General features: G+C 71.8%; 17 protein-coding genes. 15 read left to right on the top strand and 2 right to left on the bottom strand.

Features of this window, described 5'->3' with window-relative positions:
• Positions 1-61: 61 nt before the first annotated feature.
• Positions 62-1,015 (bottom strand): sugar-binding transcriptional regulator, encoded by a 954-nt coding sequence (locus K313_RS0112415; protein WP_029211879.1) that lies wholly within the window; start codon positions 1,013-1,015, stop codon positions 62-64.
• Positions 1,016-1,176: 161 nt separating this feature from the next.
• Between K313_RS0112415 and K313_RS0112410 the strand changes: the two genes are divergently transcribed.
• From K313_RS0112410 to K313_RS0112390, 5 genes are all read left to right on the top strand, one after another.
• Positions 1,177-2,910 (top strand): glycerol-3-phosphate dehydrogenase/oxidase, encoded by a 1,734-nt coding sequence (locus K313_RS0112410; protein ID WP_239263380.1) that lies wholly within the window; start codon positions 1,177-1,179, stop codon positions 2,908-2,910.
• A gap of 149 nt (positions 2,911-3,059) precedes the next feature.
• Positions 3,060-3,818: an MIP/aquaporin family protein gene (locus K313_RS0112405; RefSeq protein WP_051274127.1), complete on the top strand. Its 759-nt coding sequence runs from the start codon at positions 3,060-3,062 to the stop codon at positions 3,816-3,818.
• Positions 3,819-3,863: 45 nt separating this feature from the next.
• Positions 3,864-5,399: a glycerol kinase GlpK gene (glpK, locus tag K313_RS0112400; RefSeq protein WP_029211876.1), complete on the top strand. Its 1,536-nt coding sequence runs from the start codon at positions 3,864-3,866 to the stop codon at positions 5,397-5,399.
• A 106-nt stretch (positions 5,400-5,505) separates the two neighbouring features.
• On the top strand, positions 5,506-6,024 hold the full coding sequence (locus K313_RS0112395; RefSeq protein ID WP_029211875.1) for a PH domain-containing protein: 519 nt from the start codon (positions 5,506-5,508) through the stop codon (positions 6,022-6,024).
• Positions 6,021-7,628: a PH domain-containing protein gene (locus K313_RS0112390; protein WP_029211874.1), complete on the top strand. Its 1,608-nt coding sequence runs from the start codon at positions 6,021-6,023 to the stop codon at positions 7,626-7,628. The genes K313_RS0112395 and K313_RS0112390 overlap by 4 nt, the downstream gene beginning before the upstream one ends.
• A 51-nt stretch (positions 7,629-7,679) precedes the next feature.
• On the opposite strand, the gene K313_RS0112385 is transcribed toward K313_RS0112390, so the two are convergent.
• Positions 7,680-9,263: a dolichyl-phosphate-mannose--protein mannosyltransferase gene (locus tag K313_RS0112385; protein ID WP_051274126.1), complete on the bottom strand. Its 1,584-nt coding sequence runs from the start codon at positions 9,261-9,263 to the stop codon at positions 7,680-7,682.
• A 31-nt stretch (positions 9,264-9,294) separates the two neighbouring features.
• Here K313_RS0112385 and K313_RS0112380 point away from each other — a divergent pair, with 31 nt between their 5' ends.
• The 10 genes from K313_RS0112380 to K313_RS0112335 form a co-directional block, all read left to right on the top strand.
• The gene (locus K313_RS0112380) at positions 9,295-10,266 is read left to right on the top strand and encodes a cation diffusion facilitator family transporter (protein ID WP_029211872.1); all 972 of its coding nucleotides are present in this window, start codon (positions 9,295-9,297) and stop codon (positions 10,264-10,266) included.
• Complete coding sequence (rsmI, locus tag K313_RS0112375) at positions 10,263-11,141, top strand: 16S rRNA (cytidine(1402)-2'-O)-methyltransferase (protein WP_029211871.1); 879 nt, start codon at positions 10,263-10,265, stop codon at positions 11,139-11,141. The genes K313_RS0112380 and rsmI overlap by 4 nt, the downstream gene beginning before the upstream one ends.
• Before the next feature lie 227 nt (positions 11,142-11,368).
• The gene (locus K313_RS0112370; RefSeq protein ID WP_084412798.1) at positions 11,369-12,043 is read left to right on the top strand and encodes a succinate dehydrogenase cytochrome b subunit; all 675 of its coding nucleotides are present in this window, start codon (positions 11,369-11,371) and stop codon (positions 12,041-12,043) included.
• Positions 12,044-12,056: 13 nt separating this feature from the next.
• A complete protein-coding gene (locus tag K313_RS0112365; protein ID WP_029211869.1) occupies positions 12,057-14,054 on the top strand; it encodes a fumarate reductase/succinate dehydrogenase flavoprotein subunit in 1,998 nt (665 codons plus the stop codon).
• A complete protein-coding gene (locus K313_RS0112360; protein ID WP_029211868.1) occupies positions 14,051-14,794 on the top strand; it encodes a succinate dehydrogenase/fumarate reductase iron-sulfur subunit in 744 nt (247 codons plus the stop codon). Before K313_RS0112365 ends, K313_RS0112360 begins: the two co-directional genes overlap by 4 nt.
• Positions 14,795-15,207: 413 nt before the next feature.
• Positions 15,208-15,678: a type II 3-dehydroquinate dehydratase gene (aroQ, locus tag K313_RS0112355; RefSeq protein WP_034253086.1), complete on the top strand. Its 471-nt coding sequence runs from the start codon at positions 15,208-15,210 to the stop codon at positions 15,676-15,678.
• 84 nt (positions 15,679-15,762) lie between these two features.
• On the top strand, positions 15,763-17,679 hold the full coding sequence (gene metG / locus K313_RS0112350) for a methionine--tRNA ligase (protein WP_029211866.1): 1,917 nt from the start codon (positions 15,763-15,765) through the stop codon (positions 17,677-17,679).
• The gene (locus tag K313_RS0112345) at positions 17,676-18,545 is read left to right on the top strand and encodes a TatD family hydrolase (RefSeq protein WP_029211865.1); all 870 of its coding nucleotides are present in this window, start codon (positions 17,676-17,678) and stop codon (positions 18,543-18,545) included. Before metG ends, K313_RS0112345 begins: the two co-directional genes overlap by 4 nt.
• Positions 18,542-19,420, top strand: a complete 879-nt coding sequence (gene rsmA, locus K313_RS0112340; RefSeq protein WP_029211864.1) for a 16S rRNA (adenine(1518)-N(6)/adenine(1519)-N(6))-dimethyltransferase RsmA — start codon at positions 18,542-18,544, stop codon at positions 19,418-19,420. The genes K313_RS0112345 and rsmA overlap by 4 nt, the downstream gene beginning before the upstream one ends.
• Positions 19,421-19,468: 48 nt before the next feature.
• Positions 19,469-20,355, top strand: an 887-nt coding sequence (locus K313_RS0112335) for a 4-(cytidine 5'-diphospho)-2-C-methyl-D-erythritol kinase (protein WP_034253074.1), incomplete at its 3' end; no start/stop codon positions are given.

The raw sequence follows: 20,355 nt of genomic DNA, 5'->3' as shown, positions 1-20,355 counted from the left end.
CTCGTCAGCTCGGTGGCGCAGCTGGCCGACGGCGTGCCCGGGCCACCGCACCACCGGGCCCTCACGAGGACAGCAGGGCGATCAGGCCACCTGCCGTGCGTTCGTCGATCACCAGGTCCGACACCACGCCCGCGCGCAGCGCCCCCAGCGTCCCCTGGATCTTGTTGTCACCCGCCACCGCGCACAGCCTGCGGTTCACACGCCGCAGCTCTGCGGGGGAGGGCCCGGAGGCCCGGCGGTTGAGCGCGATCCCGGCATACGACCCGTCCACCCGCAGGAAGTGCGTGGCGACGTCGCCGACGACGTGCTGGTCGGCGAGCTCGCGCACCTCCTCGGGGCGCAGGTAGCCGGTGGAGTAGACCTGGCTGAGCAGCCGCCCGCGGAAGGCCCCGACGCTGAACACCGCGATGTCGCAGGTGCGCCGCAGCTCGAGGATCCGGCGCACGGATCCCTCACGCCACAGCGCCTCCTTGGTCTCGGCGAAGTCGAAGAACGCCGGGGCGGGGAAGTAGTAGAGCTCGGTGTCGTAGGCGCTCGCGAAGCGATCGAGCAGCTCGGTGGTGTAGCGGACCCCGGAGGTGCGGGCGTTGGCCGCGCCGTTGAGCTGCACGACCACCGACCCGGTGGTGGGGTGCGGCGCGAGATGCCCCGCGATGGCGGATGTGGTCGTGCCCCACGCGACCGCGAGGGTCATGTCGTCGCCCATCCACGAGTCCAGCAGGCCGGCGGCGCGCCGGGCCACGGCCTCGAGCCGCTGGGGATCACTGGCCGAGGACGACACGGGCACGACGTGCGCCTGCACCCCGAAGGCGTCGAGGAGGGTGCGCGCGGTGTGGTCGGTCGGCCCGTCGGGCGCCGCGACCGTGATGCGCACGATCCCCTCGTCCCGGGCCCAGCGCAGCAGCCGCGAGACGGTCGACCGCGAGACGCCGAGGTCACCGGCGATCATGTCCATGGTCTGGTCCTGCAGGTAGTACAGCTGCGCTGCGCGGTAAGCGGATTCACGATCGTTCACGAGCCTCGCCCCCTCCTGCACGTTCGTGCAGACCGCTTGAGCATACGTGCAGGGCGACGCATGCTCGATGCAGAGACCAAGATGCACCACGGGGTGCACCCACCGAGCCGCCGGTCGACACCGGCACAGAAAGGGTCGTGAGGACCATGGCCGCCACACCGATGACCTCCACCGCACTGTCCGCGACGAGCCGCGCCGACGCCCTCGAGGCGATGACGACCGGCGAGCCCCTGGACCTGCTCGTCGTCGGCGGCGGCGTCACCGGCGCGGGCATCGTGCTGGACGCCGCGAGCCGGGGCCTGCGCGTCGGCATCGTCGAGGCCGAGGACTGGGCCTCCGGCACCTCCCAGTGGTCCTCCAAGCTGGTCCACGGCGGCCTGCGCTACCTCTACCAGCTCAACTTCGCCCTCGTGGCCGAGGCCCTCAAGGAGCGCGGCCTGCTGCTCACGACCCTCGCCCCGCACCTGGTCAAGGCCCAGCCCTTCCTGTGGCCCCTCAAGCTGCCGGTCGTCGAGCGGTCCTACAGCGCCGTGGGGGTGGGGATGTACGACGCCCTCGCGCTCGTCGGGGCCAAGGGCACCAAGACCGTCCCGCTGCAGAAGCACTACACGCGCCAGGGCGCCCAGGAGCTCTTCCCCGACATCCGCGACGACGCGCTGACCGGCGCGATCCGCTTCTACGACGCCCGCGTCGACGACGCCCGCCTGGTCATCGACCTGGTCCGCACCGCCGCCGGGTATGGCGCGCTCGCGGCCACCCGCACGCGAGTCACCTCCTTCGTCAAGGACGACACGGGACGGGTCGTGGGTGCCGAGGTGCACGACGCCGAGGGCGACCGCGACCTGACGATCCGCGCGCACCGGGTGGTCGCCGCCGCCGGCGTCTGGACCGAGGACGTCGAGGCGATGTCGGGCTCCGACCAGGGCCTGAAGGTGCTGGCGTCCAAGGGGATCCACATCGTCGTGCCCAAGGAGCGGATCCAGGGGGAGACCGGGCTGTTCCTGCGCACCGAGAAGTCCGTGCTGTTCGTCATCCCCTGGGAGCGCTACTGGGTCATCGGCACGACCGACACCCCGTGGGAGCAGGACCTGCGCAACCCGGTGGCCACCGCCGAGGACATCGACTACGTCCTCGAGCAGGCCAACTCGGTGCTGGCCCGTCCCCTGACCCGCGACGACATCATCGGCACGTATGCCGGGCTGCGCCCCCTCCTGCAGCCCCACCGCGGCAGCGGCGGGTCCTCCACCAAGGTGTCCCGCGAGCACACCGTGGCCGAGGTCGCCCCGGGGCTGTGGTCGATCGCCGGCGGCAAGCTGACGACCTATCGCGTCATGGCCGAGGACGCCGTCGACGTCGCGCTGGGCGAGGAGGCGGCCGAGGCCAACCCGTCCGTCACCGAGCACACGCCGCTGGTCGGCGCGGCCGGGTTCGACGCCTACCGCCACCAGGCTCCGCGCATCGCCGCCGCCTACGGGTGGAGCGCCGAGCAGGTCGAGCACCTGCTGTCGCGCTACGGCGCAGAGCTCCCGGCCCTGCTGGCCCTCGTCGACGCCGACGCCTCCCTGGGGGAGCCGCTCACGACCGCGCCCGCCTACCTGCGGGTGGAGGCGGCGTTCGCCGTCACCCACGAGGGCGCGCTGCACCTCGAGGACATCCTCATGCACCGCATCCGGCTGCACTACGAGACCCGCGACCGGGGCGTCAGCGCTCTCGAAGAGATCGGCGCGATCGCCGCACCGCTGCTCGGCTGGGATGAGGACGACCTCGCGCGGGAGCAGGCGGCCTACCGCACCCGCGTGGCGGGCGAGGCCGCGGCGGAGCAGGAGCGGACCGACGCCGCCGCCTCCGCGGCCCGCGCCCAGGTCACCGGCGAGGCGCTGCCGGCCTCGTCCTGAGCCACCCGCTCGGCCTGACCGACCCGCTCGACCGCTAGAACAACCCACCCCCCGGGCGCCATCACCGTCCCGGCCGGGGCGACTGCAGGACAACGACGTTCACCAAGGAGTCACCCATGCCCATCTCGCTCACCGCTGCCCTCTCCGAGATGGCGATCGCCGCACCCCCCACCGAGCCCGTGCCGCTCGGTACGGTCTTCGCCCACGAGCTGCTGGGGACGATGATCCTCATCGTGCTCGGCGCGGGGGTGGTCGCCAACGCCCTGCTGCCCGACTCCAAGGGCAAGGGCGGCGGCAACCTGATGATCAACGTCGGGTGGGGCATCGGCGTGATGGCCGGCGTCTACGTCGCCTTCAAGTCGGGCGGGCACCTCAACCCCGCGGTGACCCTCGGCCTGTGGGCCAACGGCGCCGACTTCGCCCCCGGCGTCCCGGCCGGCGCCACGACCGCGCTCGTCTACATCGCCGCGCAGGTCCTCGGGGCCTTCCTCGGCGCGGTCCTGGCCTGGCTGGCCTATCGCGACCACTTCGACCGGGAGGCCCCCGCCGGCGACAAGCTCGCGATCTTCTCGACCGGCCCGGCCATCCGCAGCTATGGCAACAACCTGATCACCGAGGTCATCGCGACCTTCGTGCTCGTCTTCGTCATCGTCACCTTCGGGCAGAACCCCGCCCAGCTCGGTCCGCTGCCCGTCACCCTGCTGGTCATCGGCATCGGCGCGAGCCTCGGCGGGCCCACCGGCTACGCCATCAACCCCGCCCGCGACCTCGGCCCCCGCATCGCCCACGCCCTGCTCCCGATCAAGGGCAAGGGTGGCAGCGACTGGGCCTATGCCTGGGTCCCTATCCTCGGACCCGTGCTCGGCGGCGTCCTCGCCGGTGTCGCCGCCACGGCGTTCGTCGGCTGATCGACATACAGTCAACCCAACTCACAAGGACGTGAAGGACAACTCATGAGCCCCAACACCCAAAAGTACGTCATGGCGATCGACCAGGGCACGACCAGCTCGCGCGCCATCCTCTTCGACCACTCGGGCCAGATCGTGAGCACCGGCCAGCTCGAGCACGAGCAGATCTTCCCCCGGGCCGGGTGGGTGGAGCACGACCCCAAGGAGATCTGGCGCAACGTCCGGCAGGCCGTGGCCCAGTGCCTCGCCGCCTCCAAGGACATCAACAGCAGCAACATCGCCGCCGTCGGCATCACCAACCAGCGCGAGACGGCGGTCGTGTGGGACAAGACCACCGGCGAGCCCGTCTACAACGCGATCGTCTGGCAGGACACCCGCACCGACAAGATCTGCGACGAGCTCGCCCAGGGCGACGACGACCGCTTCAAGGAGCGGTGCGGCCTGCCGCTGGCGACCTACTTCGCGGGGCCCAAGGTCAGGTGGATCCTCGACAACGTCGACGGCGCCCGTGACAAGGCCGAGCGCGGCGACCTGCTGCTCGGCACCACCGACTCCTGGGTGGTGTGGAACATGACCGGCGGCGTCGAGGGCGGCATCCACGTCACCGACGTCACCAACGCCAGCCGCACGATGCTGATGAACCTCGACACCCTCGACTGGAACGAGGACATCTGCGCCGAGATGGGCATCCCCATGTCGATGCTCCCCGAGATCAAGAGCTCCTCGGAGGTCTACGGCGAGGGTCGCGAGGGCGGCTTCCTCGTCGGCGTGCCGATCGCCGGCATCCTCGGGGACCAGCAGGCGGCGACCTTCGGGCAGGCGTGCTTCGAGCGCGGCATGGCCAAGAACACCTACGGCACCGGCTGCTTCATGCTCATGAACACCGGCGAGGAGGTCATCCACTCGCGCAACGGCCTGCTGACCACCGTCTGCTACAAGATCGGCGACAACAAGCCCGTCTACGCCCTCGAGGGCTCGATCGCGGTGGCCGGCTCCCTCGTGCAGTGGGTCCGCGACAACCTCGGCCTGATCAAGGACGCCCCCGAGATCGAGACGCTCGCCAAGACCGTCGACGACAACGGCGGCGCCTACTTCGTGCCGGCGTTCTCCGGGCTGTTCGCGCCGTACTGGAAGGACGACGCCCGCGGCGCCCTCGTCGGCCTGACCCGCTATGTCAACAAGGGGCACATCGCCCGCGCGGTGATCGAGTCCACGGCGTTCCAGACCCGTGAGGTCGCCGAGGCGATGGCGGCCGACGCCAAAGACGCCGACATCGAGCTCACCGAGCTCAAGGTCGATGGCGGGATGACGGCCAACGAGACCCTCATGCAGTTCCAGGCCGACCAGCTCGGCGTGGCCGTCGTCCGGCCGCAGGTGTCGGAGACGACTGCCCTCGGTGCGGCCTACGCGGCCGGGATCGCCGTGGGCTACTGGGACGGCGAGCAGGACGTGATCGACAACTGGGCCGAGGACGTGCGGTGGGAGCCCCAGGTCGACGAGGACGAGCGCGAGCGCACCTATCGCCTGTGGAAGAAGGCCGTGACCCGGACCTTCGACTGGGTCGACGACGACGTGCGCTGACCGAGCGTCTCGCGATCCGGCTCCGGCCGTATGCCGGGAGGGCCCCACCCCACGAGGCGGTGGGGCCCTCCCGGCATACGAGGGGTGTGTCTGGCAGGGTGGCCCCATGGGGGAGACGATCGACGAACCGACCGACCTGGCCGCGGCGCTGAAGTCACCCGCCCACCGGCCGAGCCCACGCGCGAGGACGCTGTGGCTGATCCACTCCGTGCTGGGGTCGCTGCCGTTCCTGGTGGCGGTGGGCGCCTGGTGGTGGTTCGACGAGGAGCGCCGCACCTGGTCGACCTGGGCGCTGGTCGCGCTGGCGGTGATCACCCTCGTCGACATGGTGGTCGTCCCGCGCTGGCGCTACGCCGTGCACCGCTGGGAGTGCAGCCCGACCGCCGTGTTCACCCGCACGGGGTGGTGGACGCAGGAGCGCCGCGTCGCCCCCATCTCGCGGGTGCAGACCGTGGACCTCGAGCGTGGCCCGATCGCGCGGATGCTGGGCCTGGCCACCGTGACGGTGACCACGGCGTCCTCTGCGGGGGCGGTCGAGCTGGAGGGGCTCGACCTGGAGACCGCCGAGCGCGTGGTCGCCGACCTGACCCGCATCACCGACCAGACGCCGGGGGACGCGACGTGAGCGACCCGACCGAGCTCACCTCGGCCGATCCGCAGGCCGGCCCGGCGGAGATCCCCTGGCGGCGGCTGAGCGGGCGGATGCTCCTCATCCACCCGCTGCGCAGCCTCAAGGAGCTGTTCCCCGCCATCCTGCCCGCCCTCGTCGTCGGCAACGCGCGCGTGGGCATCGACAACCAGTGGTGGAACCTCGGCGTCGGCGCCGTGGTGCTCCTGGTCGCGGTCGTCACCTGGGCGACCACCCGCTACCGCATCGCCGACGGGCGGGTGCAGCAGCGCAAGGGGCTGCTCAAGCGCGAGACCCTCAACGTCCCCATCGACCGGGTCCGATCGGTGGACCTGCAGGCCTCCCCGCTGCACCGCATCCTCGGCCTGTCGACGGCACGGATCGGCACGGGGGTGGCCGGCGGCAAGCCGCTGGTCCTTGACGGGCTGACCACCGGCGAGGCAGCGACGCTGCGCGCCGAGCTGCTGGTGCACCGCGGGTCGATCCAGGAGACCCATGCCCCCGCCACCACGGCGGTGGGCGAGGGGGAGGGCGAGGGCTTCGACGCGCAGGGGACGACCACGACCGGTGGGCCGTCCGGCGCGCCCGAGCCCGAGGTGCTGTCCCGCTTCGACCCCCGGTGGGTGCGCTATGCGCCGCTGTCGACCAGCGGGCTGCTGATCGCCCTGGCCATCATCGGCTTCGCCGGGCAGCTGAGCGGGCAGGTGCTGAGCGACGAGATCGTGGCGCAGGTGACGAGCGCGTCGGTGCGCTACGGCGTGGTGGCGCTGGTGGCGGCTGCGGCCGCCGTGGCGGTGGTGTTCGTGCTGGTCTGCGCGGTGGTGGCGTACGTCCTGGCCTACTGGGGGCACACGGTGACGCGCGAGGGCGATCGGCTGCACATCACGCGGGGCCTGCTCACCGTGCGGTCGACGACGCTCGATCTCGGGCGGCTGCGAGGCGTCGCCATGGGGGAGAGCCTGCTGATCCGGGCGGCCCGGGGCGCCAGCCTCAAGGCCGTGACCACCGGCATCGGCGGGGAGGGGGCTGACCAGGGCGTCGGCTCGAGCTCGGGCTCCGGCCTGCTGCCCCCGGCGCCCCGCCGCGACGTGCACGAGCTCGCGGCCCGGCTGCTGGGCGAGGACCGGCTCGGCGTCCCGCTGCGCAGCCACGACAGGGCTGCCCGGCGGCGCCGCTGGAGCCGGGCACTGCAGGCGGGGGTCGCGCTGCTCCTGCCGCCGCTCGTGCCGGTGCTGTGGCTGGGGTGGTCGTGGTGGTGGGTGGCGCCGTTCGCCATACCTCTGCTCCTGGCTCCCGTGCTCGCCGAGGACCGCTGGCGCAACCTGGGGCACGCCGTCCTCGGCCGGCCGGGCGAGCCGCGGCAGCTGGTCACGCGCATGGGCAGCCTGCACCGGCGCACGGTCGCGCTCGACGCCGACGGCATTATCGGGTGGACGGTGCGCGAGACCTTCTGGCAGCGGCGGGTGGGTGTCGCGACGCTGGTGGCGGCGACGGCGGCGGGGTCGCAGCACTACGACGTGGTGGACGTGCCGACGGACCGGGCGTGGGAGATCGTGTCGGAGGAGCTGCCCCTCGGCCTCGGCCAGACCCGCCGGGGGTAGAGGCATCAGCCTGGCGAACGAAGGCCGGTCGATGCCTCTACCGGGGGTAGGTCAGATCCAGGAGGGGAACCACATGCGGATCTGCCAGTCGGCGTACGGGATCACCTGGGCGGTGTAGACCGGCCAGAAGAACACGAAGCACGCCACGCACAGCGCCACGAAGGTCCCCGCGACGGTGAGGCCGGTGCGCCGCCGCGCGTCCGAGGCGTCCGGCCGCCCGATCACGAGGCCCAGCAGATAGGTCACGGCCAGCACCAGATAGGGCACGAACACCACGGCGTAGAAGGTGAAGATCGTGCGGTCCTGGTACATGAACCACGGGAGGTAGCCCGCCGCCACCGACACGACGATCGCGCCGGCCCGCCAGTCGCGCCGCAGCAGCCACATCACGAGCAGCACGACCAGGGCGGCCACGGCCGTCCACCACAGCAGGGGCGTGCCGACCGACGTGATCGCCTTGGCGCAGGAGTCGACGGTGCAGCCCTGCTCGCCGCGCTTGGGGTTCTGCCAGTAGAAGGACGTCGGTCGGCCCTGCAGGAGCCACGACCAGGGGTTGGACATGTAGGGGTGGGAGGCGGTGATCGAACGCGCCGACGTGAACATGTCCTGGTGGTAGTGCAGCAGCGAGCGCAGCGCCCCGGGCACCCAGCTCCACAGCGGGTCGGCGGGGTGCGTGTCGGCCCAGTGCCGGCCGTAGCCGTTGTCGCTGCGGAGCCAGCCGGTCCAGCCGGCGAGGTAGGTGCTGACGATGATCGTCGTCATGGAGAAGAACGCGGTCACCCCGTCGACGAGGATCCCGTTGCGGGCCCAGTTGACCTCGCCGATCGCCCGCCGCGCCGACAGGTCCCAGGCGACGGTGAGGAGGCCGAACGCCGCGAAGTAGAACCCGCCGGACCACTTGGTCCCGATGGCCAGCCCGAGGCAGAGGGCGGCCACGAGCCGCCACGGCCGTATGCCGAGGCCGATGCGTCCGTAGGTGACGTCACGCCCCTGGGCGACCAGGGCGGCCGCCCGGTCGGCGAGCCGGCGGCGGGAGTGCTCGCGGTCCGCCACCAGTGCACAGAACGCCGCCAGCACCCAGAAGGACAGGATCATGTCGAGCAGCGAGGTCCGCGAGTGCACGAAGTGGTGCCCCTCGGTGGCCAGCAGGATCGCCGCGACCACCCCGAGAAGGGTGGAGCGGAACATCCGGCGGGCGACCAGCCCGATCATGAGGATCGACAGGGTCCCCATCAGCGCGACGGTGAAGCGCCACCCGAAGGAGCTGGTGGGGCCGAAGATCATCTCGCCGAGGGCGATGCACCACTTGCCGAGGGGCGGGTGCACGACGAAGTTGCCGGCGGTGCCGAAGACGTCGGTGGTGCCGTTGGTGAACGGCACGTCGTGGCTGGTGATCGAGGACTTGGGCGTCAGCTCGACGCCGCCCTTGAGCAGGCCGACCCCGTCCTTGACGTAGTACGTCTCGTCGAAGATCAGCTCGTGCGGACGCCCGACGTCCCAGAAGCGCAGGACGCCCCCGACCACGGTGACCAGACCGATGAGCAGCCACGCGCGCAGGGTGTCGGTGAGCGGTCGGCCGAGGAGTCGCTCCCGCAGCCGCAGGGCGAGGTCGGTCGGTGGCGTCACGCGCCTCATCGTAGGTGCACGGGGGTGCGATGATCGATGCGTGACACCCGCAGCCGACCCCACGCGCGACCTCCGTCGTTTCGCCTGGCTCTCGATCGCGGCGGCCATCGCGACCATCACCCTCAAGGCCGGAGCCTGGTTGCTCACCGGCTCCGTGGGTCTGCTGTCGGACGCCGCCGAGTCCATCGTCAACCTCGTCGCCGCCGTGGTCGCGCTCGTCGCCCTCACGGTGGCGGGGCGGCCGGCCGACGACGACCACCACTTCGGGCACGCCAAGGCGGAGTACTTCTCGGCGGCCGTCGAGGGCCTGATGATCTTCGTCGCCGCCGCGGTGATCCTCGTGACCGCGGTCGAGCGCTTCCTGCACCCGCAGCCGATCGACAACGTCGGGGTCGGCCTGGCCGTCTCGGTCGTGGCCTCGGTGATCAACGGTCTCGTGGCGATGGTGCTGGTGCGGGCCGGTCGCAGGCACGACTCGATCACCCTGCGCGCCGACGGCCAGCACCTGCTGACCGACGTGTGGACCTCCGTCGGGGTGGTGGCGGGCGTCCTGCTCGTCGCCCTGACGGGGTGGCAGCGCCTGGACCCGATCGTCGCCTTCCTCGTCGGCATCAACATCGTCCTGACCGGGGTGCGCCTGCTGCGCGAGTCCGTCGGTGGCCTGATGGACACGGCGCTGCCGGAGGAGCGGCACCGCGAGATCGCCTCGGCCCTGCTGCCGTTCGCGTCCGAGGAGGTCGACTTCCACGGGCTGCGCACCCGCAAGTCCGGTCACCACGAGTTCGCCGAGCTGCACCTGCTCGTGCCCGGCCACTGGACCGTGCGGCGTGGCCACGACCTCACCGAGGACGTCGAGCAGCGCCTGCGTGCGACGATGCCCGAGCTGCGGGTCGTCATCCACCTCGAGCCCCTCGAGGACCCGCGGTCCTACGACGGCATGCCGGTGGAGCTGCCCGAGCTGCTCGAGGAGCCCGGTCGGCGGACCGACCTGGGACGGGAGCGGTTCGTATGACGCCCGCCGCCGCCTCCATGTCCGCCGGGTCCGCCGGGGACGGGGTGCTCGTCCTTGCCGCCACCCCGATCGGCGACCCGCGCGACGCCGCCCCGCGCCTGGCCGCCGAGCTGACCGACGCCGACGTCGTCGCCGCCGAGGACACCCGCCGCCTGCACCGCCTGTGCACGGCCCTCGGCGTCCAGCCGCGCGGCTCCGTCCTCAGCTATCACGAGCACAACGAGGCGTCCCGCACGCCCGACCTGCTGGCCCGGCTCGAGGCGGGGGAGCGGGTGCTCGTGGTGACCGACGCGGGCATGCCGTCGGTGTCCGACCCCGGCTACCGGCTGGTGGCGGCCGCGGTCGAGGCGGACGTCCGCGTGACCTGCGTGCCGGGACCGAGCGCGGTGCTGATGGCCCTGGCCGTGTCCGGGCTGCCCGTCGACCGGTTCTGCTTCGAGGGCTTCCTCGCCCGCAAGGCCGGGGAGCGCGCCCGTCACCTGGCCGAGCTCGTCGGCGAGCGCCGCACGATGATCTTCTTCGAGGCCCCGCACCGGCTCGACGCCAGCCTCGCGGCCATGGCCGAGGCCTTCGGCGGCGACCGGCGCGCGGCGGTGTGCCGCGAGCTGACCAAGACCTACGAGGAGGTCGTCCGCGGCCCCCTCGACGAGCTGGTCGAGTGGGCGCGCGGCGAGGTGCGCGGCGAGATCACCGTGGTCGTCGAGGGCGCGCCGGCCGTGGCCGTGCGGGCCGAGGACGCGGTGGCGCTGGTGCTCGAGCGCGTGGCCGCCGGCGAGCGCCTCAAGGACGCGTGCACCGCGGTCGCCGCGCAGACCGGCGCGGCCAAGAAGGCGCTCTACGACGAGGCGCTGCGCGCCCGGAATACGGACCGGTAGTCCCACGGGGCGAGACCTGCCGTCCGGGGCCTCGGTGAGGTGGGTCACGAAGGACACCCTAAGCAGGGGAGACGTCAAACGCAGCGTGCACCGCGATCGTTCCCGATCCGTGCTCTATCAGGGCGCGCCCCGGTCGGGCCCGTGCTGCGGCGAAGGGGTAAGTTTCACCCGTGGCTACTTCGACACTTCCCGCGAGGCAGGACACGTCGCGGCGCAGCAGCATCACCATGAAGGTCATCATGGCGATCTCGGGTCTGTACCTCGTGTTCTTCGTCCTCTTTCACATGTACGGCAACCTCAAGCTGTTCGCGGGCCAGGCGGCCTTCGACGAGTACGCGCACCACCTGCGCACGATGTTCATGCCGATCCTCCCGCACTCGGGCTTCCTGTGGATCTTCCGGCTCACCCTGCTCGTCGCCGTCGTGGCGCACGTCTGGGCCGCGATCCAGCTGACCGGCCGGGCCCACGCGGCGCGCAAGGACCGGTATGCCGTCAAGCGCACCGTCCGCGCGACGCTGGCGTCCCGCACGATGCGCTGGGGCGGCGTGGCCCTCGTCGTCTTCATCGTCTGGCACCTGCTGCACTTCACGATCGCCAAGATCAACGTCAACAGCGGCTACTCCGAGGCCGACCTCATGGTCGGTGGCCACGAGAGCCCGTTCCTGCTGACGTTCGCCGCGTTCAGCACCTGGTGGATGACGCTGCTCTACCTCCTCGCCATGGTGGCGCTGGGGATGCACCTGCGTCACGGGATCTACAGCTCGATCCAGACGCTGGGCGGCACCAACACCAAGAGGACCAACCGCACCGCCAACCTCGTCTCGATCGCCCTCGCGCTGGTGATCACCGTCGGGTTCGCCGTGCCGCCGCTGGCCATCGTCCTCGGCATCATCGGGAAGTAGGACCTGAAGACCCATGACTGACAACCTGATCCACGGCATCTACCGCGAGGGCGAGCCGATCCAGGACACGGCGGCGCCCAAGGGCCCCATCGAGTCGCGCTGGACCCGCCACAAGTTCGAGACCAAGCTCGTCAACCCGGCCAACCGCCGCAAGCTCGACGTGATCATCGTCGGCACCGGCCTGGCCGGCGGCGCCGCCGCTGCGACGCTCGGCGAGGCCGGCTACAACGTCAAGGCGTTCTGCTACCAGGACAGCCCGCGCCGGGCCCACTCGATCGCCGCGCAGGGTGGCATCAACGCCGCCAAGAACTACAAGGAGGACGGCGACTCCGTCTACCGCCTCTTCTACGACACGGTCAAGGGTGGTGACTACCGCTCCCGCGAGTCCAACGTCTACCGCCTGGCCGAGGTGTCGGCGGCCATCATCGACCAGTGCGTGGCCCAGGGCGTGCCCTTCGCCCGCGAGTACGGCGGCCTGCTGGACAACCGCTCCTTCGGTGGCGTTCAGGTGTCCCGCACCTTCTACGCCCGCGGCCAGACCGGCCAGCAGCTGCTGATCGGCGCCTACCAGGCGCTGGAGCGTCAGGTCGCCGCCGGCGCGGTCAAGCAGTTCACCCGCCACGAGATGGTCGAGCTGATCGTCGTCGACGGCCGCGCCCGCGGGATCATCGCCCGCGACATGGTCACCGGTGAGCTCGAGACCCACCTGGCCGACGCGGTGGTCCTGGCCTCCGGCGGCTACGGCAACGTCTTCTTCCTGTCGACCAACGCCATGGGCTGCAACGTCACGGCGACCTGGCGCGCGCACCGCAAGGGCGCGCTGTTCGCCAACCCCTGCTACACGCAGATCCACCCGACCTGCATCCCGCAGCACGGCGACAAGCAGTCCAAGCTGACGCTGATGTCGGAGTCCCTGCGCAACGACGGCCGCATCTGGGTGCCCAAGCGCGCTGAGGACTGCGACAAGGACCCGCGCCAGATCCCCGAGGAGGACCGCGACTACTACCTGGAGCGGATCTACCCCTCCTTCGGCAACCTGGTGCCTCGCGACATCGCCTCCCGCCAGGCCAAGAACATGTGCGACGAGGGCCGTGGCGTGGGCCCGGCCATCGCCGAGGTCGGTCCGGACGGCGAGGAGCGCCAGGTGCGCCGCGGCGTCTACCTCGACTTCGCCGAGGCGATCTCGCGCATGGGCCAGGACGCCGTGTCCTCCAAGTACGGCAACCTGTTCGACATGTACGCGCGGATCACGGGGGACAACCCCTACGAGACGCCGATGCGCATCTACCCGGCCGTGCACTACACGATGGGTGGCCTGTGGGTCGACTACGACCTGCAGTCCAACATCCCGGGCCTGTTCGTGGCCGGCGAGGCCAACTTCTCCGACCACGGCGCCAACCGCCTGGGCGCCTCGGCGCTCATGCAGGGCCTGTCGGACGGCTACTTCGTCCTGCCCAACACGATCCGCGACTACCTCGCGGCCGGCCCGTTCCCCAAGGTCGACGCCGACGACAGCGCCGTGGCCGAGGCCGAGCGCTCCGTCAGGGACCGCATCGAGCACTTCCTCACGATCAACGGCACGCGGTCGGTGGACTCCTTCCACCGCGCCCTGGGCTCGATCATGTGGGAGTACTGCGGCATGTCCCGCACCGAGGAGGGCCTCAAGAAGGCCATCGGCATGATCCGCGACCTGCGCGCCGAGTTCTGGCGCGACGTGCGGGTCCTCGGCGAGGGCGACCGGCTCAACCAGGAGCTCGAGAAGGCCGGCCGCGTGGCCGACTTCCTGGAGCTCGGTGAGCTCATGTGCATCGACGCCCTGCACCGGCGCGAGTCCTGCGGTGGTCACTTCCGCGAGGAGTCGCAGACCGAGGAGGGCGAGGCCCTGCGCCACGACGACGAGTTCGCCTACGTCGGCGCGTGGGAGTGGGGCGGCCAGGACGGCGCCCCGACCCTGCACAAGGAAGACCTCGTGTACGAGTTCATCGAGCTGAAGCAGCGGAGCTACAAGTGAGAATCACCCTGAAGATCTGGCGCCAGGCGGGTCCCGCCGCCAAGGGCGCGCTGGCGACCTACCAGCTCGACGACATCTCCGAGGACATGTCCTTCCTCGAGGTGCTCGACGTGCTCAACGAGACCCTGATCGCCTCCGGCGAGGAGCCGGTGGCCTTCGACAGCGACTGTCGCGAGGGCATCTGCGGGCAGTGCGGCGTGGTCATCAACGGCCAGCCCCACGGCCCGGAGGTCACCACCTCCTGCCAGCTGCACATGCGGTCCTTCTCCGACGGCGCCGAGCTGACGGTGGAGCCGTGGCGCGCCACGGCCTTCCCCGTGATCCGCGACCTCGTCGTGGACCGCTCGGCGTTCGACCGGATCATCCAGGCGGGCGGCTTCATCGGCGCCAACACCGGGTCGGCCCCCGAGGCCCACTCGGTGCCGGTCCAGAAGCGCAAGGCCGACCGGGCGTTCGAGGCGGCGGCGTGCATCGGGTGCGGCGCCTGCGTCGCGGCCTGCCCCAACGCCTCCGGCATGCTCTTCATGGGCGCCAAGGTCACGCACCTCGGCGAGCTGCCGCAGGGCCAGCCCGAGCGCTGGTCCCGCGTCGCCGCGATGGTCAAGCAGCACGACGCCGAGGGCTTCGGCGGCTGCACCAACATTGGCGAGTGCTCCGCGGCCTGTCCCAAGGAGATCCCGCAGGATGTCATCTCGACGCTCAACGCGGACTTCCGCAAGAGCAAGGGCGGCAAGCGCTGACCACGCGCGCCGCACCCGCACCACCGCGTGCGTCGTCCCCCCGGTAGCCACCGGGACGGCACACGCCCGACGGCCCGTCCTCCCCCTGCCGGGGGAGCGGCGGGCCGTCGGCGTTCCGGCGCCGGTGGCGCCCGCGAGCGCCGGTGGCAGCCGCCAGCGCCCGTGGCATGCTGCAGCTCACCACGGACACCGGCCGGACCCACCGGGGAGGTGCGGCGCCACGGACGACGGTCGACACCGCTGGCGCAGGCCGTCCTGGCCGGTGCACAACCCGACCCGCAGGGCAGCACGTGCGGCGCGCCCTCGCCCCTCGCCCGCTCGTGCCGGCTGCCGCTCGGCGGACTACGGTTGCGCCCATGGACCAGACCTACCCGAGGCAGTCACATCGACCGGCCTTCGCACCCCAGGCTGACGTGACTACCTCGGGCAGGTCCGTCGTCGCGGTGCTCAACGGCCCCAACCTCAACCTCCTCGGCACCCGCAACCCCGAGGTCTACGGCCGCGACACCCTCGCCGACGTCGAGCGGCGGTGCGAGGAGCGGGCAGCGTCATACGGCCTGGTCGCCGACTGCCGCCAGTCCAACCACGAGGGCGTCCTCATCGACTGGGTCCACGAGCTCCGCACGAGCTGCATCGGGCTGATCATCAACGCGGGCGGCTACACCCACACGAGCGTGGCCCTGCGCGACGCCCTCGAGACGGTCGAGGCGCCGGTCATCGAGGTGCACATCAGCGACATCCACGCGCGCGAGGAGTTCCGCCACCACTCCTACGTCGAGCAGGTCGCCGCCGCGCAGATCGCCGGCCACGGGATCGCGGGCTACGAGGAGGCGATCGACCTGGTCGCCCGGCTGGCCGGGGATCAGACCGACCAGCCCGTATGACGTCCCGCCCCGGCCCCACGCATGGGTCCTGACCAGCGGGCGACGGTGAGAGCGGCACCGGCGCGACCACTAGACTCGTGCCTCATGAGCAAGGTCCTGTCAGCAGTTGCCTGGCCGTACGCCAACGGCCCCCGTCACATCGGTCACGTCGCGGGCTTCGGTGTCCCCTCCGACGTCTTCAGCCGCTACATGCGGATGGCGGGCCACGACGTGCTGATGGTGTCCGGCACCGACGAGCACGGCACCCCGATCCTGGTGGCCGCCGACAACGCCGGGGTCACGGCGCAGGAGCTGGCCGACAAGAACAACGCGGTCATCGTGCAGGACCTCGTCGACCTGGGCCTGTCCTACGACCTGTTCACCCGCACCACGACGCGCAACCACTACTCCGTCGTGCAGGAGCTGTTCCGCGTCTGCCACGCCAACGGCTACATGGTCGAGGAGACCACCAAGGGCGCGATCTCCCCGAGCACGGGCCGCACCCTGCCCGACCGCTACGTCGAGGGCACCTGCCCGATCTGCGGCTTCCCCGACGCGCGGGGCGACCAGTGCGACAACTGCGGCAACCAGCTCGACCCGACCGAGCTGATCGACCCGCGGTCCAAGATCAACGGCGAGACGCCGCAGTTCGTGGAGACGCAGCACTTCTTCCTCGACCTGCCGTCGCTGGCCGAGGCGCTCAAGGTCTGGCTCGACGACCGCGAGGCGACCGGCACCTGGCGCCCCAACGTCATCAAGTTCTCCCAGAACCTCCTCAAGGACGTCCGTCCCCGCGCGATGACGCGCGACATCGACTGGGGCATCCCGGTGCCGCTGGACGGCTGGCGCGACCAGCGCACCAAGCGGCTCTACGTCTGGTTCGACGCGGTCATCGGCTACCTGTCGGCGAGCATCGAGTGGGCGCGGCGCGTGGGCGACGAGGAGCGCTGGCGCGAGTGGTGGAGCGAGGAGTCCGACGCCCGCTCCTACTACTTCCAGGGCAAGGACAACATCACCTTCCACTCCCAGATCTGGCCGGCCGAGCTGCTGGCCTACGCCGGTCGGGGCGCCAAGGGCGGCGAGCCCGGCGTGTTCGGCACCCCCACCCTCCCCACCGAGGTCGTCGCCAGCGAGTTCATGACGATGGAGGGCAAGCAGTTCTCGTCCTCGCGCGGCGTCGTGATCTACGTCGGGGACATGCTCAGCCGCTACCAGCCGGACGCGCTGCGCTACTTCATCTGCGCCGCCGGCCCGGAGAACCAGGACAGCGACTTCACCTGGGCGGAGTTCGTGCAGCGCACCAACTCCGAGCTCGTCGCCGGCTGGGGCAACCTGGTCAACCGCACGGCCAGCATGATCGCCAAGAGCTTCGGCGAGATCCCGGCGCCGGGGCCGCTGGAGCCGGTCGACCAGGAGATCCTCGACGAGGTCGCGCGCGGGTTCGACACGGTCGGGGACCTCATCGCCCACCACCGCCAGAAGGCCGGCATCGCCGAGGCCATGCGGATCGTCGGCGAGGTCAACACCTATGTCTCGCGGACCGAGCCGTTCAAGCTCAAGGGCGAGGACCAGCGCGAGCGCCTCGGGACCGTCCTGCACACGCTGGCCCAGTGCGTCCACGACTGCAACACGATCCTCGCGCCGTTCCTGCCGCACGCGTCCAACCGCGTGTGGGCGACCTTCGGCGGCGAGGGCGAGTTCATGCCCATGCCGCGGATCGAGCACGTCGAGGACCTCGGGCCGGTCACCACGGCGGCGGTCGACCCCTCGATCGCCTCCGACGAGCTCCGCGTCTACCCGATCATCACGGGCGAGTACTCCTCGACCCCGCGCTGGGAGCGGCGTCCTGTCACGGTCGGCGCCCCGGTGGCCAAGCCCACCCCGGTCTTCGTCAAGCTCGACCCCTGCGTGGTCGAGGAGGAGATGGCCCGTATGACGGGCGCCTCCGGCGCCGACACGACCGCCGCCGACGCGACCGGTGACGTCGCGGCCGCCCCGGCGCAGGGCGGGGCCCAGGCATGACGGACGGCAGCGGTCACGGCGCCGGGCAGGACCGCGGCGCCCCGCCGCCCCTGCCCGACCCGCTGCCGCTGCCCGTCGTCGACAACCACACGCACGTCGACATCGCCCGCGACGGCGGCGACCGCCCCGACCTCACCGAGGTGATCCGCCAGGCGCGCAGCGTCGGCGTCGACCGCATCGTGCAGATCGGGTGCGACCTCGCGGCGGCACGCTGGACGGTCGAGACCGCGGTGACCCACCCCGCGGTCATCGGTGGCGTCGCGCTGCACCCCAACGAGGTCCCGCCCCTCGCGGCGCGGGGCGACCTGGCTTCGGCATACGCCGAGATCGAGCGACTGGCTCAGCACCCGCGGGTGCGGGTGGTGGGCGAGACGGGGCTCGACTACTTCCGCACGGGCCCGGAGGGGCAGGGCGTGCAGCACGAGTCCTTCCGCTGGCACATCGATCTCGCCAAGCGGCTCGGCAAGGCGCTGCAGATCCACGACCGCGACAGCCACGAGGACGTGCTGCGGATCCTCGCCGAGGAGGGCGCGCCGCCGGTGACGGTGATGCACTGCTTCTCCGGCGACATCACGATGGCGCGCGAGTGCGTCGAGCGCGGCTACTACCTGTCGTTCGCGGGGACCGTGACCTTCAAGTCCGCCAAGTCGTTGCGCGACGCCCTGTCGATCGTGCCGCTGTCGCAGGTGCTGGTCGAGACCGACGCGCCCTACCTCACGCCGCACCCGCACCGCGGCGCGACCAACGCGCCCTACCTCGTCCCGGTCACGCTCCGCTCGATGGCGACCACGCTCAACGTCGACGTGCCGACCCTGTGCCGCGCCGTGTCGGACAACGCCGAGCGCATCTACGGAGGCTGGTCGTGACCGACGCCCCCGCCTCCGGCCTGCTCGGGCCGGCCCAGATCCGCGAGCTCGCCACCCGGCTCGGGGTGCGCCCCACCAAGCAGTGGGGCCAGAACTTCGTGCTCGACGCCAACACCGTCCGGCGCATCGTGCGGCTCGCCGGGGTGGGGCCGGACGACGTCGTCGTCGAGGTCGGGCCGGGCCTCGGGTCGCTGACCCTCGCGCTGCTGCCCGAGGTGCGCCAGGTCGTCGCGATCGAGGTCGACCCGGCGCTCGCCGCGGCCCTGCCGGACACCGTCGCCGCCACCAACCCCGCTGTCGCGCACAAGCTCTCGCTGGTGCAGGCCGACGCCCTCACGGTCCGGTCGCTGCCCGACCCGCAGCCGACGGCGCTCGTGGCCAACCTGCCCTACAACGTGTCGGTGCCCGTGGTCCTGAGCTTCCTCGAGGCCTTCCCGACGCTCGAGCGCGTGCTCGTCATGGTGCAGCTCGAGGTCGCCGAGCGTCTCGCGGCCGGGCCGGGGTCCAAGACCTTCGGCGTCCCCTCGCTCAAGGCGTCCTGGTACGCCGACGTCCGCCTCGTCGGCACCGTCGGCCGCACGGTCTTCTGGCCCGCCCCCAATGTCGACAGCGGCCTGGTCGAGCTGGTCCGCCGCCCGACGCCGGTCATCGAGGGCGACCAGCCCGAGCGCAGGGACGTGTTCCGCGTGATCGACGCGGCCTTCCTGCAGCGCCGCAAGACGCTGCGCGCGGCCCTCGGCGGGTGGGCCGGCTCGACGGCGCGCTCCGAGGCGATCCTGCGCGCCGCCGGCGTCGACCCCCAGGCCCGCGGCGAGGCGCTCGACATCGAGGCGTTCACCCGCATCGCGGCGGCCGCCTTCACGGTCCCCGCGTGATCCGCCGTCACCTGCGCGTCCGGCCCGGGTGTGGGTAGGGTGCGAGACATGCCGTCCCTGCCCGAAGCCGTCACCGTGCGCGCCGCAGCCAAGGTCAACCTCGAGCTGTTGGTCGGTCCGCGCGACGCCTCGGGCTACCACGCCCTGGCGACGGTCTTTCAGGCCGTGAGCCTGTATGACGACGTCACCGTCCGCCGCGCCCGCCGCTGCTCGCTGACCGTGGCCGGGCGCGACGCCGAGCACGTGCCCACCGACGAGTCCAACCTCGCCTGGCGCGCCGTGATCGCGGTCGGCGAGGGGCACCCCGAGGCGGGGCCCGTCGCCATCTCGATCGCCAAGGACATCCCCGTGGCCGGGGGTATGGCGGGCGGGTCGGCCGACGGCGCCGCGGCCCTCGTCGCCGCCGACGCGCTGTGGGGCGTGGGGCTCAGCCGCACCGAGCTGCACCGGCTGGCCGCGGGCCTCGGGGCGGACGTGCCGTTCTCGGTGCTGGGGGGCACGGCCATCGGCACGGGGCGCGGCGACGAGCTGGCGCCGGCCATGGCGCGCGGCAGCTATCACTGGGTCTTCGCGTTCAGCGACGAGGGGCTCTCGACGCCGCGGGTGTTCGCCGAGCTCGACCGGCTGCGCGCCGAGCGGGGCGAGGACGTGGCCGTGCCGGCGAGCGGGTCGGCTCCGTCGGCTCCGTCGGCTCCGTCGGCTCCGTCGGCTCCGTCGGACCAGCAGGACGAGCCCGCCGGGCCGGCCTCGCAGGCTCACCGGCAGCCCGAGCTCGAGGTCTCCACCGCGATGATGACCGCCCTGCTCTCCGGCGACGCCGTCGCCGTGGGCCAGGCCATGCACAACGACCTGCAGGAGGCCGCGCTGTCCCTGCAGCCCCGCCTCGTCGACACCCTCGCCATCGGCCAGGAGTGCGGCGCCCTCGGCGGCATCGT

It is taken from the genome of Arsenicicoccus bolidensis DSM 15745 (assembly GCF_000426385.1).
GTDB classification, from domain to species: domain Bacteria; phylum Actinomycetota; class Actinomycetes; order Actinomycetales; family Dermatophilaceae; genus Arsenicicoccus; species Arsenicicoccus bolidensis.
This window is presented reverse-complemented; position numbering and strand designations above follow the sequence as displayed.

Excerpts from the sequence above, each read along its gene's own strand:
- K313_RS0112395 (WP_029211875.1), top strand. The coding sequence starts at position 5,506 with ATGGGGGAGACGATCGACGAACCGACCGACCTGGCCGCGGCGCTGAAG.
- K313_RS0112410 (WP_239263380.1), top strand. The coding sequence starts at position 1,177 with ATGACCTCCACCGCACTGTCCGCGACGAGCCGCGCCGACGCCCTCGAG.
- metG (WP_029211866.1), top strand. The coding sequence starts at position 15,763 with ATGAGCAAGGTCCTGTCAGCAGTTGCCTGGCCGTACGCCAACGGCCCC.
- rsmI (WP_029211871.1), top strand. The coding sequence starts at position 10,263 with ATGACGCCCGCCGCCGCCTCCATGTCCGCCGGGTCCGCCGGGGACGGG.
- K313_RS0112385 (WP_051274126.1), bottom strand. The coding sequence starts at position 9,263 with ATGAGGCGCGTGACGCCACCGACCGACCTCGCCCTGCGGCTGCGGGAG.
- K313_RS0112405 (WP_051274127.1), top strand. The coding sequence starts at position 3,060 with ATGGCGATCGCCGCACCCCCCACCGAGCCCGTGCCGCTCGGTACGGTC.
- glpK (WP_029211876.1), top strand. The coding sequence starts at position 3,864 with ATGAGCCCCAACACCCAAAAGTACGTCATGGCGATCGACCAGGGCACG.
- K313_RS0112365 (WP_029211869.1), top strand. The coding sequence starts at position 12,057 with ATGACTGACAACCTGATCCACGGCATCTACCGCGAGGGCGAGCCGATC.
- K313_RS0112345 (WP_029211865.1), top strand. The coding sequence starts at position 17,676 with ATGACGGACGGCAGCGGTCACGGCGCCGGGCAGGACCGCGGCGCCCCG.
- K313_RS0112370 (WP_084412798.1), top strand. The coding sequence starts at position 11,369 with ATGAAGGTCATCATGGCGATCTCGGGTCTGTACCTCGTGTTCTTCGTC.